The organism is Prauserella sp. PE36 (assembly GCF_003311655.1).
Taxonomy (GTDB): Bacteria; Actinomycetota; Actinomycetes; order Mycobacteriales; family Pseudonocardiaceae; genus Prauserella_A; species Prauserella_A endophytica.
The window spans coordinates 155819-168573 of record NZ_QEQT01000110.1 but is presented as its reverse complement, the minus strand read 5'-3'; the positions used below and the strand labels follow the sequence as shown (position 1 = coordinate 168573).

11 protein-coding genes are annotated in these 12755 nt (G+C 70.4%); 7 read left to right on the top strand and 4 right to left on the bottom strand.

All coding sequences use genetic code 11. From position 1 onward, the window contains the following. Window positions 1–145: 145 nt before the first annotated feature. Window positions 146–964, top strand: a complete 819-nt coding sequence (locus tag DI005_RS36095) for a Bax inhibitor-1/YccA family protein (RefSeq protein WP_112270795.1) — start codon at window positions 146–148, stop codon at window positions 962–964. Window positions 965–1104: 140 nt separating this feature from the next. Further along, window positions 1105–1899 carry a hypothetical protein gene (locus DI005_RS36090; protein WP_113645009.1) on the top strand — a complete coding sequence of 265 codons (795 nt, stop codon included), beginning with the start codon at window positions 1105–1107 and terminating at the stop codon, window positions 1897–1899. On the opposite strand, the gene DI005_RS36085 is transcribed toward DI005_RS36090, so the two are convergent. Beyond that, window positions 1896–3116, bottom strand: coding sequence for an acetyl-CoA C-acetyltransferase (locus DI005_RS36085; protein WP_113645008.1), 1221 nt, complete (start codon window positions 3114–3116; stop codon window positions 1896–1898). The two genes, DI005_RS36090 and DI005_RS36085, sit on opposite strands and share 4 nt — an antisense overlap. 131 nt (window positions 3117–3247) lie before the next feature. Next, window positions 3248–5092 (bottom strand): bifunctional UDP-sugar hydrolase/5'-nucleotidase, encoded by a 1845-nt coding sequence (locus tag DI005_RS36080; protein WP_113645007.1) that lies wholly within the window; start codon window positions 5090–5092, stop codon window positions 3248–3250. Window positions 5093–5217: 125 nt separating this feature from the next. Here DI005_RS36080 and DI005_RS36075 point away from each other — a divergent pair, with 125 nt between their 5' ends. The 4 genes from DI005_RS36075 to DI005_RS36060 all read left to right on the top strand — a co-directional run bounded on the left by DI005_RS36075 (window position 5218) and on the right by DI005_RS36060 (window position 9886). Next, window positions 5218–6597, top strand: coding sequence for a cystathionine beta-synthase (locus tag DI005_RS36075; protein WP_113645006.1), 1380 nt, complete (start codon window positions 5218–5220; stop codon window positions 6595–6597). A 127-nt stretch (window positions 6598–6724) separates the two neighbouring features. Next, window positions 6725–8134, top strand: a complete 1410-nt coding sequence (locus DI005_RS36070; protein WP_158559948.1) for a hypothetical protein — start codon at window positions 6725–6727, stop codon at window positions 8132–8134. Between the two features lie 70 nt (window positions 8135–8204). Further along, complete coding sequence (locus tag DI005_RS36065; RefSeq protein WP_112270805.1) at window positions 8205–8708, top strand: hypothetical protein; 504 nt, start codon at window positions 8205–8207, stop codon at window positions 8706–8708. Window positions 8709–8728: 20 nt separating this feature from the next. After that, window positions 8729–9886 (top strand): cystathionine gamma-synthase, encoded by a 1158-nt coding sequence (locus DI005_RS36060; protein ID WP_113645005.1) that lies wholly within the window; start codon window positions 8729–8731, stop codon window positions 9884–9886. On the opposite strand, the gene DI005_RS36055 is transcribed toward DI005_RS36060, so the two are convergent. Continuing rightward, window positions 9883–10146, bottom strand: a complete 264-nt coding sequence (locus DI005_RS36055) for a hypothetical protein (RefSeq protein ID WP_112270809.1) — start codon at window positions 10144–10146, stop codon at window positions 9883–9885. The genes DI005_RS36060 and DI005_RS36055 overlap by 4 nt on opposite strands. A gap of 108 nt (window positions 10147–10254) precedes the next feature. On the opposite strand from DI005_RS36055, the gene ilvA reads away from it, so the two are divergent. Beyond that, window positions 10255–11460 carry a threonine ammonia-lyase gene (ilvA, locus tag DI005_RS36050; protein WP_112271278.1) on the top strand — a complete coding sequence of 402 codons (1206 nt, stop codon included), beginning with the start codon at window positions 10255–10257 and terminating at the stop codon, window positions 11458–11460. Window positions 11461–11522: 62 nt separating this feature from the next. Here the strand turns inward: ilvA and hppD are convergent, their stop codons facing one another. Beyond that, complete coding sequence (hppD, locus tag DI005_RS36045) at window positions 11523–12710, bottom strand: 4-hydroxyphenylpyruvate dioxygenase (protein ID WP_113645004.1); 1188 nt, start codon at window positions 12708–12710, stop codon at window positions 11523–11525. Between the last annotated feature and the right edge of the window lie 45 nt (window positions 12711–12755).

The following is a 12755-nucleotide window of genomic DNA, read 5'->3' as shown; positions in this document are numbered from 1 at the left end:
CGGTAAAAGGCACAGAACATTTACGGTGTGTGCACGCGGCACGATCTCGATTGTGGGTAAAGTCGCCTTTACTGACCTACGGGAACCGGCCGGCGCACGCGGTCGTTAAGCCCAATGCAAGTGCCAGGAGATCCAGGAGGATCAGGTGCGAACCTCAAGCAACCCGGCGTTCCGAAACCTGCCGACGAGCACCGCGGCAGCTGGACCGTACGCCGGCTTCAACCAGCCGCAGGGCGGTGTGCCCGGTTACGGCACGCCGCAGGCCCCTGCGGGGTCCGCCGACCGCCCGATGACCGTCGACGACGTGGTGATGAAGACCGGCGCGAGCCTGGGGGTCACCCTGCTCGTCGGCATCGTCACCGCGATCTGGGCGCAGGGCCAGGCCGCTGCCGACGCGATGGGCCCGATCATGGGCGCCATGATCGGCGGCATGCTGGTCGGCCTCGTGCTGTCGCTGATCATCATCTTCAAGCAGATCGCCAGCGCCCCCATGACGCTCGCCTACTCGGCGGCCGAGGGCGTGTTCCTCGGTGCGATCACCGGCGTCTTCGAGCTCATGTTCCCTGGCATCGCCCTGCAGGCGGTTCTGGGCACCGCGGCCGTGTTCGTGGTGATGCTGGTGGTCTACAAGACCGGCGCCGTCAAGGTCACGCCGAAGCTCACCAAGTGGATCATCGGCGCGCTGGGCGGCGTGCTCGTGCTCATGCTCGCCAACCTGGTGCTCGGGCTGTTCGGCGTGAACATGGGCCTCCGTGACGGCGGCACACTCGCGATCATCTTCAGCCTCGTCTGCATCGGCATCGCGGCGTTCAGCTTCCTGCTGGACTTCGACATGGCCGACAGGGCGATCCGCGAGGGCGTTCCCGCCAAGTTCGCGTGGTACGTCGCCTTCGGTCTGATGACCACGCTCGTGTGGCTGTACCTCGAGATCCTGCGGCTGCTCTCGTACCTGCAGAGCGAATAGCGCGGACTCGGCTCCTGGACGAAGGGGCGCCCGGCCGGATCGGCCGGGCGCCCCTCGTTTTTGTCACCTGATCGTGGCCGTGGTGATCACGCCGTGTTAGATGGATCCGTCCAGTTCACGTGTCCGCAGTGAGGTGCCCGGTGACGGTTCCGCCCTACCCTGGCCAGCCGGAGCCGGGCAGGCCCAACCCCTACGCCCCGCCGCCCCAGGGGCGGCCCCCGGCGTACGGCCAGCCACCGCAGTATCCGCAGCAACCGGGCCAGCCGTACCCGCGGCAGCCCGGTCAGCCGCCGCAGTATCCGCAGCAGCCCGGGTACGGGCAGTACCCGCCGCCGGGCCAGCCGGGGTACGGCCAGCAGCCGGGGGCCTACGGCAGCACGCCGCTCCCACCCGCCCCGTTCGGCGAACCGCCACCCCCGCGGAAGAGGCGCGGGCTCTGGCTCCGCATCGGCGTGCCCGCCGCCGTGCTGGTGCTGCTCGGGCTCGGCGCGTTGGTCCGGAACCTTCCGCTGGGCGGCTGGACCGCCGAGGAAGGCGAATGCCTCAGCGTTCCCGAGTTCTCCACGACGGCGCAGGAGGACCCGGAGAAGGTCGACTGCGGTGATCCGTCGGCCAATGTCAAGGTGGCCGTGCGGCTGAGCGACGGCGGGGAGAGCTGCCCGCAGGGCGACTACGACTACCTCGCCACCGAGGACACCAAGCTCTGCCTCATGCTCAACGCGAAGAACGGCGAGTGCTGGGCCAACGTGACCTCGAGCACGAAGGGCTACGCGCGGGTGCCCTGCACGGACCCGTCCGCCGAGATACAGGTCGTCAAGGTCGTCGAGGGACAGACGGACCCGGCGAAGGCGTGCTCGGGCACCGAGGCGGCCACGGGAGCGGTCTACACACGACCGCCCACCGTGGTCTGCCTGGCACAGCCCAAGACCGTCTAGTTCAGCCGCTCGAGCACCATCGCCATGCCCTGGCCGCCGCCGACGCACATCGTCTCGAGGCCGAACTGCTTGTCGTGGTGCTGCAGTGAGTTGATCAGCGTCGACGTGATCCGAGCACCGGTCATCCCGAAGGGGTGGCCGACCGCGATCGCGCCGCCGTTCACGTTCAGCCGCTCGATGTCGATGCCGAGGTCGCGGTAGGACGGGATCACCTGAGCGGCGAACGCCTCGTTGATCTCGACGAGGTCGATGTCGCCGATGCTCAGCCCCGCCCTCGCGAGCGCCTGCCTGGAGGCCTCGACCGGGCCGTAGCCCATGATCTCCGGCGACAGCCCGGAGACGCCCGTGGACACGATGCGGGCCAGCGGCGTGACACCAAGCTCCCTCGCCTTCGTGTCGCTCATGATCACCACCGCGGCGGCGCCGTCGTTGAGCGGGCAGCAGTTGCCCGCGGTGACGCGGCCGTCCGGCCGGAACACCGGCTTGAGGCCGGCCACGCCCTCCAGCGTCACGCCGGGACGCGGCCCGTCGTCCTTCGCCACGACCGTGCCGTCCGGCAGTGTCACCGGCGTGATGTCCTTGGCCCAGAAGCCGTCGGCGATGGCCTTCTCGGCGAGGTTCTGCGAGCGCACGCCGAACTCGTCCATCTCCTCGCGCGTGACGCCCTTGAGCCGCGCCAGGTTCTCGGCGGTCTGGCCCATCGCGATGTAGACGTCCGGGACGTCGCCGTTCTCGCGCGGATCGGACCAGGTGTCGGAACCCTGCTCGGCGACCTTCGCGGTGCGCGCCTCGGCGTCGGCGAAGAGCGGGTTGTGCGTGTCGGGCCACGAGTCGGAGCTGCCCTTCGCGAAGCGCGACACGGTCTCCACGCCCGCGGAGATGAACACGTCGCCCTCGCCTGCCTTGATGGCGTGCAGCGCCATGCGCGTGGTCTGCAGGCTCGACGAGCAGTAGCGGGTGATGGTGCAGCCGGGGAGGTGGTCGTAGCCGAGCTGCACGGCCACGACGCGGCCCATGTTGAACCCGGACTCACCGCCGGGCAGGCCGCAGCCGAGCATCAGGTCGTCGATGTCGGCGGGGTCGAGCTGCGGGACCTTGTCCAGCGCGGCCCGCACCATCTGCGTGGCGAGGTCGTCGGGCCGCAGGTCCACCAGCGAACCCTTGCCGGCCCTGCCGATGGGCGAGCGGGCGACAGAGACGATCACGGCTTCGGGCATGGTGCGTACTCCTTTGCACGACGACGACTAAGCGGGCGCTCAGCTCACTTCCTCATCCTGCATCCTGACAGCGGGGAAGGCCACCCTGACTGCGTGCTTGAACACACAGCGGGTGGCCTTCACCGCGTGAGCTACAGAGCGACGATCCGGCCCGTGCCGCCCACCGGATACTGCGCCGAGGTGACCGCGCCGCCGAGGCCGTCGGTCAGGTAGGCCTGCAGCGCCTGCTGGTACGTCATGCCGACCGGCGTGAACGGCAGACCCTCGAACGGGTAGCCGTCGCCGCCGCGGGCGGAGAAGTCGTTCGTGGCGATCGAGACGGGCGGACCGTCCACCACCACGCCGTCCCGCACGATCACCGTGCCGTCCTCCAGCACGACGTCGCGCACCTGGTCGCCTGGCGTGACGATCGTGTTGGTGCCCTCCCGCACCACCTGCGCCGTGCGCGTGACGTCGTAGGTGAACGACACCCCGGACACCTGCATGAACTGGCCAGCGGCGCCCGGTGCCGCGGCGACACCGCGCTCGAGGAGCTGGCGGAACACCGCCCGCGGCACGTCGGGCACCACGGCCACGAAGTTCGCGAACGGCGCTACCTCGTAGGTGTTCAGCGCCGTGATGTCCCCGGCGGGCAACGTCGAGTCGTTGCGGATGCCGCCGCCGTTCTGGATGCCCACCTGCGGCGGCGTCACGCCGTACTCCGCCGCGCGCTGCTGACCGGCCCAGCGCAGGCTGTCGGCCACGAGGTTCCCGAGGTTGGTCTCCCGCGAGCGCACGTCGTTGCGGACGCCGTTGAGCGGCACCTCGGTGTTGGCCACCACCGTCTCGGCCAGTGACTCCACGTGCTCCGCGACCGGCTTCTCCACCTCGGCGCGCACGCGCGGGTCGCCCGCCACCGCGTCGGGGCCGACGCCGGACACGCGCACCGGGCCGCTCTGCTGCTCGTCGACGCCGACGACCTCGCCGCGCCGGTTGAAGTTGAGCACCAGCCTGCCGATGTACTTGTAGTCGCCCGTCGTGGTCACCACGGGCACCGACCGGCCGGTCTTGTCGTTCGCGTACAGCGGGAAGCCCCGCTCGGCGACGTCACCGGGGATCAGCCGGTCCTCGGGCCCCGCGAGGATCTCGCCGCCGCCCGCGCCCACCACCGCGTCGACGCCCGACAGCTGCGGCACGAGGGCCAGCTCGTTGTCGATGTCCTGCAGGTGGCTCACGAGAATGACCTTGTCGATGCCCCGCCTGGCGAAGTCGGCGGCGAGGCCGTTCGTGATCCCGGCGAGGTCACCGCTCACCTCGACGTCGCGGGGGCTGGAGATCGCGGGCAGCTCCGGCGTGGTCAGCCCGATCACGCCGATGCGCTGGCCCGAGGAGCGAAGAACCTTGCTGCGCACGATCGTCCCGTCCTGCGCGTACGCGTCGAGCGCGGGCTCGCCGGAGACGTCCAGGTTGGCGCTGACGAAGTCGAGTGAACCGCCGAAGCTCTCGATGAACTGGCCGAACACGTCGGGCCCGAAGTCGAACTCGTGGTTGCCGATCGCGCTGACGTCGTAGCCGATGCCGTCCACCGCGAGCGCGTCGTAGAACGGCACGCCGTTCTCGAGGCTCGCCGAGAACTCGGGTCCGGCGAGGAAGTTGTCGCCGCCGGAGAGGGTCACCTCGCCCCGCCGCGGCGCCTGGCCAGGCTTCGGCTTGCCGGTGGTGGCCTCCTTGCGGAGGTCGTCCATGAGCGTCGCGACGCGCGAGGGGCTGCCGTACGGGTTCGCCCCGCCATCGAGGATCGGGCCCTCGTCGGTGCCGTCGCCCGCGACGCCGAGCAGCGCGGACTCCATGTCGTTGGTGAAGAGCACGCTGAGCGTGAAGACCGGGAGCCGGTCGGGGCGCTCGGCTGAGGCCGGCGCGCCCGTGGTGACGAGCAGTGCGCCTGCGAGCGCGGCGGTGACCGCCGCCCGCACGCGGTGTTTCCGTAGGGATCTCACGGTGTCGCTCCTCGCGAGTTCACTCGAACGTATGACCTTGAGGAGCTAAGCACAGCGGTCCTATTCGGACAATGCGCCTCGCCCGCGCCGGTGTCGGGACTTCGCGCACTGTTTACGCTGATGACATGGAATACGCCGAACACGTCATCGACCTCGTTGGCGACACCCCGCTGGTCAAGCTGGGCACCCTGACCGAGGGCCTGAGCCCGCTCGTGCTGGCCAAGGTCGAGTACCTCAACCCCGGCGGCAGCGTGAAGGACCGCATCGCGCTGCGCATGGTCGCAGCGGCCGAGGCCTCGGGAGAGCTGCGGCCCGGCGGCACGATCGTCGAGCCCACCTCCGGCAACACCGGTGTCGGCCTGGCGATGGTCGCCCAGCGCAAGGGCTACAAGTGCGTGTTCGTCTGCCCCGACAAGGTCAGCGAGGACAAGCGCAACGTCCTCAAGGCCTACGGGGCGGAGGTGGTGGTGTGCCCGACGGCCGTGCCGCCGGAGCACCCGGAGTCCTACTACAGCGTGTCCGACCGGCTCGTCACCGAGATCGAGGGCGCCTGGAAGCCCAACCAGTACGCCAACCCGCAGAACCCGGAGAGCCACTACCTCTCGACCGGGCCGGAGATCTGGCGGCAGACCGACGGGAAGATCACGCATTTCGTCGCCGGCGTCGGCACGGGCGGCACCATCTCGGGAACCGGGCGGTACCTCAAGGAGGTCTCCCAGGGCAAGGTGCAGATCGTGGGCGCCGACCCCGAGGGCTCGGTGTACTCGGGCGGCACCGGCAGGCCGTACCTGGTCGAGGGTGTCGGCGAGGACTTCTGGCCGACGACCTACGACCGCGACATCGCCGACGAGATCATCGCGATCTCCGACGCGGACTCGTTCCACACCACGCGACGCCTGGCCAGCGAGGAGGGCCTGCTCGTCGGCGGCTCGTGCGGCATGGCGGTGGCCGCGGCGCTCCGGCTCGCGAAGCGCCTCGGTCCCGACGCGAAGGACGCCGTGATCGTGGTGCTGCTGCCCGATGGCGGCCGGGGCTACCTGGGCAAGGTCTTCAACGACGCGTGGATGTCGTCCTACGGCCTGCTGCCGCCCGACTCCTCCGGCGCGACGGTCGGCGACGTGCTGCGCCGCAAGAGCGGCAGCCTGCCCGACCTGGTGCACACGCACCCGAACGAGACGGTGGCCGAGGCGGTGTCGATCCTGCGTGAGTTCGGCGTCAGCCAGATGCCCGTGGTGAGCGCGGAGCCGCCGGTGATGGCGGCCGAGGTGGTGGGCGCCGTCAACGAGCGGGACCTGCTCGACGCGCTGTTCACCGGCAAGGCGGCACTCGCCGACCGGCTCGAGGCGCACATGTCGCCTCCGCTGCCGACGATCGGCGCGGGGGAGCAGGTCAGCTCCGCCATGAAGGCGCTGACCTCGGCGGATGGTGCGCTCGTCCTCGAAGGTGGCAAGCCTGCCGGTGTGGTGACGCGTCAGGACCTGCTCGCGTTCCTTTCCGGGCATTAAGAAGTCGGACAAGTCTCATCGTGCGCCGGATCTGGGGCGTTACGAGCGGTCCGGGGGCGCATCCGATAGCGTGTGCGCGAGCGAAAAACATCAAGCAAGGTCCGTGTCAAGGGGGTTCAAGACCCACATGAGTGCTCCGCAGCCACCGAACCAGCCCTGGGGCGGCGGGCAGCAGCCGCCGCAGGGCCCTCCAAGTGGCCCTAACCCACAACAAGACAGCCCGTTCGGTTCCTCGGAGCCGACTCAGGTCGTGCAGCCGGGGCAGCAGCAGCCCCAGCAGCCGGCCCAGGGAGATCAGCAGTTCGGTGAAGGCCCGGAGCCGACTCAGGTCGTCCAGCCGGTCCAGCAGCAGGGCGAAGGCCCCGGTGCCGAGTCGACCCAGCTGGTGCCGCCCGGCTCGCAGCCCCCTCCCGCCATCCCGTACGCGCCCCCGCCGAGCGCGGCCGACAACCCCGCCGCGGTGAACCCGCAGCAGGGCTTCGGGCAGCAGCCCGGCGGCTTCGGCCAGCAGCCGCAGCAGCCGGGTGGCTTCGGCCAGCAGCCGCAGCAGGGCTTCGGCCAGCCCGGCGGGTTCGACCCCGCTCAGGGCCAGGGCGGTTTCGGCGGGCCCCCGCCGCCCGGACCTTTCGGAGCCCCTCCGCCCGGTGCCGCGCCGTTCGGCGCTCCCACCGGTGGCGGCGGTGGCGGCAACAAGATGTACGCGTGGATCGCGGGCGGCCTGGTCGCCGTCCTCGGTATCGTCACGGCGATCCTGGCGATCACGCTGCTCTCCGACCTCAGCGGCGGCGGTGGCTCCGAGGACGACCTGGTGTCGATGTGCGTCGAGCAGAGCGGCCAGAGCGAGGACCAGTGCCGGCAGTACATCGAGCAGGCCGGTGGCGCTGACGCCGTCAACGCGCAGATCGAGAGCGCGGCCGCCGAGGTGCCGGGCCACATCACGTTCTACCTGATCATGATGCTGGTCGGTGGCGTCGTGGCGCTCGCCGCGGGCGTGCTCCACGCGCTCGCCGACCGGGTCGGCGCGAGCCTGAGGAAGCTCATTCCGTACCTGGCGATCGCGGGCGGTTTCCTGGCGCTGCTCTTCTCCATTCTCCTGATGACCGAGGGCGGCGACCCGCCGACGCGGATCATCTTCACCCTGATCATGGGCATCCTCATCCTGGCCGTCGGCGTTGTCGCGGTGCTGCCGCAGACGGCGCAGTACGTGGGCCTCGGTGGCGGTCCGGGCGGCCCCGGCGGCTTCGGCGGTCCCGGTGGCCCCGGCGGCTTCGGCGGTCCCGGCGGCTTCGGCCAGCCCGGTGGGTTCGGCCCGCCGAGCCAGCCCGGCGGCTTCCCGCAGCAGGGCCCGCCCGGTGGCTTCGGCCAGCCCGGCGGTCCGAACCCGTCCAGCGGTGGCTTCCCGCAGCCGGGTCAGCAGCCCGGCGGCTACGGGCAGCCCCCGCAGCAGCCGGGTGGCTTCGGCCAGCCCCCGCAGGGCCCGCCCCCCGGGCAGCCCGGTGGTTACGGCCAGCCCGGCCAGCCGCCGCAGCAGTGGTGACGAACTGAACTGAGGTTGATGCCCCCGGTCTCTGGCCGGGGGCATCTCCTTTGTGCGACCTTGGTTCGCGATGAGCCAGCAGAGCCTGCCGCAGTATCCGGGGCCGTACCCGAACGAGCCGTACGGCGATCCGCCGCAGCCGCCCGCACACCGCGGCACGGCCGTCGCCGCCTCCGTGCTCGCCCTGGTCGGCGCCGCCGTGCACCTGCTTGGCGTCCTCGCGCTGTTCAGCCGCATCGACGTGGTGGCCCGGTCTCCGTTCGCGCTCACCAGCCTGGCCGCCAACCTGGTGGTCGCGGGGCTCCTGCTGCCCGGCGCGATCCTGCTGCTGCAGCGCAGGGTCGCCGGACAGGTGCTCGTCGCCACCGGCGCGGGCTTCGCCGTCGTGTACTTCGCGTTCATGGTGCTCGCCGGGTTCGCCGCGCGCCTTTCGTTGAACGGCGAGCTTGACAGCAGGAGCGTGGGCTACAGCTCCGCACGGGTGCTGGTCGTGTGCCTGCCCGCGATCGCGACTCTCGTGCTGGCGGTCATCGCCCCCACCCGCAGGTGGGTACGCCAGCGGCGGGCCTGGTGACGCGGTCGTAGGCTGAGGGCATGGTTCACGACCCCGCCGGACTCGGCTTCGAGACCCGCGCCATTCACGCAGGCCAAGAGCCGGACCCCCGCACGGGTTCGGTGATCGTGCCGATCTACCAGACCTCCACCTACGCGCAGGACGGCGTGGGCGGCACCCGCGAGGGCGACTACGAGTACTCGCGCACCGCCAACCCGACGCGGACCGCGCTGGAGGAGGCGCTCGCGGCGCTGGAGGGCGCGCGGCACACCCTCGCCTTCGGCTCCGGCATGGCCGCCAGCGACGCCGTGTTGCGCGCGACGCTGCGCCCCGGCGACCACCTCGTGCTCGGCAACGATGTGTACGGCGGCACGTTCCGGCTCATCGACAAGGTCCTCACGCAATGGGGTGTCACCTACAGCGTCGCGCACCTTTCCGACCTCGACGAGGTCCGCGCCGCGCTGCGGCCGGAGACCAAGCTCATCTGGTGCGAGTCGCCCACCAACCCGCTGCTCGGCGTCTCCGACATCCCCGCGCTCGCACAGATCGCCCACGTGGGCGGCGCGCGGCTGGTCGTCGACAACACGTTCGCGACGCCGTACCTGCAGACACCCATCGAACTGGGCGCCGACATCGTGGTGCACTCAACGACGAAGTACCTCGGCGGGCACTCCGATGTCGTCGGTGGCGCCGTGGTGACCAACTCGGACGAGCTGCGCGAGCAGCTGTTCTTCCTCCGCAACGCGTCCGGGGCGGTGCCGGGCGCGTTCGACGCGTGGCTGACGCTGCGTGGCCTCAAGACGCTGGCCGTGCGCATGGAGCGGCACTGCGACAACGCCGAGCGCGTGGTCGAGGCGCTCGTCCGGCACCCCAAGGTCAGCCGCGTGTACTACCCGGGCCTCACCGAGCACCCCGGTCACGACGTCGCGGCGAAGCAGATGCGGCGCTTCGGTGGCATGGTCTCGTTCGATCACGCCGACGGCGAGCAGGCCGCGCTGGACGCGGCGGCGCGTACGAAGCTGTTCATCCTCGCCGAGTCACTCGGTGGCGTCGAGTCGCTCATCGAGCACCCGGGCCGGATGACACACGCGAGCGTGGCGGGATCACTGCTGCAGGTGCCCGCGGAACTGGTGCGGCTCTCGGTGGGGATCGAGGACGCCCGCGACCTCGTCGCGGACCTCGAGCAAGCCCTGGGCTAGGGGCGGAAGTTGTTGAGTTGCTGCGCACCGTCGGCGGTGGACGACTTCGCCCCGCCGGTGGTGGGCAGCTCACCACCATCGACGCAGCCACCGACGAGCTCGATGTGGTTGTCGTGGCGGATGTAGCGACCGGGGTCCCCGCAGTTCGCCTGCCCGACCGTGTAGACAGCGGCTCCCGTGAGTGCGAGCGCCGACGTGAGGCCTGCGAGCAACGGCACGAAACCGGAGCGTGAGCCCCTCGGCGTCGTCCCACTGGCCATGCTGTCTCCTGCTCTCGAGGTCGCTGCGCGAAGACCAGGATACCCAATCGTGATGCACACCATGCACGAACGGCACTGACTGTGGCCGAGGCCGTATCCTCCCTGCTCATGCGACTGGTGAGCGTGGAACGGATCCGGCGGGCGGCGCAGCTCCTCGAGGGTGTGGTGCGGCGCACGCCGATGGAGCACGCTCGCGATCTCGAGAAGGCCCACGGCGGCCCGGTTTCTCTCAAGTGCGAGAACCTGCAGCGCACCGGTTCCTTCAAGATCCGGGGCGCCTACACGAGGTTGCACGCGTTGAGCGACGAGGAACGGGCGCGGGGCGTGGTCGCGGCGAGTGCGGGCAACCACGCGCAGGGCGTCGCCCTTGCGGCGTCGTTGCTGGGCATCAAGGCGACGGTGTTCATGCCGGAGCGGGCGCCGTTGCCGAAACTGGCCGCCACGAAGGCGTACGGCGCCGAGGTGCATCTGCACGGCGCTGTGCTGGAGGAGGCGCTGGCCGAGGCGGTCGCGTTCGGCGAGCGGACGGGCGCGGTGTTCATCCACCCCTTCGACCACCCCGACATCATCGCGGGCCAGGGCACCGTGGGCCTGGAGATCGTCGAGCAGCTGCCCGAGGTGGCGACCGTGCTCGTCTCCACCGGGGGCGGCGGACTTGTCGGCGGCGTCGCGAGCGCGGTGAAGGCGCTGCGGCCGGGAGCGCGGCTGGTCGGCGTGCAGGCGGAAGCGGCGGCCGCGTTCCCGCCGTCGCTCGCCGCCGGTGAGCCGGTGCGGCTCGCCAACATGCAGACGATGGCCGACGGGATCGCGGTCGGCAGGCCGGGTCCCCTGACGTTCGCCCACGTCTCGGAGCTCGTGGACGACGTGGTGACGGTGAGCGAGGAGGGGCTCTCGCGGGCGGTGCTGAACTGCCTGGAACGCAGGAAGCTCGTGGTGGAGCCGGCCGGCGCCGCCGCGGTGGCGGCGCTGCTGGAGCACCCGGGAGCGTTCGAGCCGCCGGTCGTGGCCGTGCTCTCCGGCGGCAACGTGGATCCGTTGCTGCTGCTGCAGATCATCCAGCACGGCATGACCGCGGCCGGCCGCTACCTGTACCTGCGCCTGTGCGTTCCGGACCGCCCCGGCTCCCTGGCCGGGGTGCTGACCAGGGTGAGCGAGCTGGGCGCGAACGTCATCGACATCGAGCACTCGCGCATCGCGGGCAGGCTCGCGATCGGCGAGGTGGAGATCGCGCTGAAGCTGGAGACCCGGGGTCCTGCCCACTGCGAAGAGGTGACCCAAGAACTCCAGCGAGCCGGCTACACCGTGATGCCCTGACTGCCCCCAAGGCCACCTTTGGTGCGTTCAACGCACCAAAGGTGGCCTTGGGGGACGGACGCTCAGAGGTTGCCGCGGCGCTCTTGTTCCCGCTCGATGGCCTCGAACAGGGCCTTGAAGTTGCCCTTGCCGAAGCCCAGCGAACCGTGCCGCTCGATCAGCTCGTAGAACACCGTCGGGCGGTCCCCGATCGGCTTGGTGAAGATCTGCAGCAGGTAGCCGTCCTCGTCGCGGTCCACGAGGATCCGGTGCTCCTTGAGCGTCTCGATCGGCACGCGCACCTCCCCGATCCGCGCGCGCAGCTCGGGGTCGTCGTAGTAGGAGTCCGGGGTGTCCAGGAACTCCACGCCCGCCGCGCGCATGGCCGTCACCGTCGCGATGATGTCGTTCGTCGCGAGCGCGATGTGCTGGCAGCCCGCGCCCTCGTAGAACTCCAGATATTCGTCGATCTGCGACTTCTTCTTCGCGACCGCCGGCTCGTTGAGCGGGAACTTGACGCGGTGGTTTCCGTTCGAAACCACCTTGCTCATGAGCGCGGAGTACTCGGTCGCGATGTCGTCACCGACGAACTCCGCCATGTTCACGAAGCCCATCACCCGGTGGTACCAGTCGACCCAGTAGTCCATCTTGCCGAGCTCGACGTTGCCGACGCAGTGGTCGATGGCCTGGAAGAGCCGCTTCGGCGCCCCCTCCGGCCGGGTCACCGTGCTCTGCTTCGCGACGTAGCCGGGGAGGTAGGGCCCGGAGTAGCGCGAGCGGTCGATGAGGGAGTGGCGTGTCTCGCCGTAGGTGGCGATCGCGGCCATTCGCACGGTGCCGTGTTCGTCGGAGACGTCGTGCGGTTCCTCGAGGATCGTCGCGCCCTGCGAGCGCGCGTGCTCGACGCACTTGTCCACATCGGACACCTCGAGGGCGAGGTCGATGACGCCGTCGCCGTGCCTGCGGTGGTGGTCGAGCAACGGCGAGCCGGGCCGCACACCGCCGTTGATCACGAACCGCGCGGAGCCTGACTTGAGCACGAACGACTTGCGGTCGGGCTCGCCGGTCTCCGGCCCCGAGCACGCGACGAGCTGCATGCCGAAGGCGACCTGGTAGAACCACGCCGTCTGCGTGGCGTTGCCCGCGATGAACACCACCGCGTCCATCGCCTTCACCGGGAACGGGTCGGAGGAGGCGTCGTGGTCGACCAGGCCGACGAGCTGGCGGAGCTGGTCGTAGCTGACGTCGTCGAGAGCTGGGTTCGTCGTCATGCCCGAAGGATGCGCGCGACCATGCACCCTGAGCAACAGTCTGTG

Coding starts and splice junctions, on each gene's coding strand:
- DI005_RS36085 (WP_113645008.1), bottom strand. CDS start 3,116: ATGCCCGAAGCCGTGATCGTCTCTGTCGCCCGCTCGCCCATCGGCAGG.
- DI005_RS36075 (WP_113645006.1), top strand. CDS start 5,218: ATGGAATACGCCGAACACGTCATCGACCTCGTTGGCGACACCCCGCTG.
- DI005_RS36070 (WP_158559948.1), top strand. CDS start 6,725: ATGAGTGCTCCGCAGCCACCGAACCAGCCCTGGGGCGGCGGGCAGCAG.
- DI005_RS36065 (WP_112270805.1), top strand. CDS start 8,205: ATGAGCCAGCAGAGCCTGCCGCAGTATCCGGGGCCGTACCCGAACGAG.
- DI005_RS36060 (WP_113645005.1), top strand. CDS start 8,729: ATGGTTCACGACCCCGCCGGACTCGGCTTCGAGACCCGCGCCATTCAC.
- DI005_RS36055 (WP_112270809.1), bottom strand. CDS start 10,146: ATGGCCAGTGGGACGACGCCGAGGGGCTCACGCTCCGGTTTCGTGCCG.
- ilvA (WP_112271278.1), top strand. CDS start 10,255: ATGCGACTGGTGAGCGTGGAACGGATCCGGCGGGCGGCGCAGCTCCTC.
- hppD (WP_113645004.1), bottom strand. CDS start 12,710: ATGACGACGAACCCAGCTCTCGACGACGTCAGCTACGACCAGCTCCGC.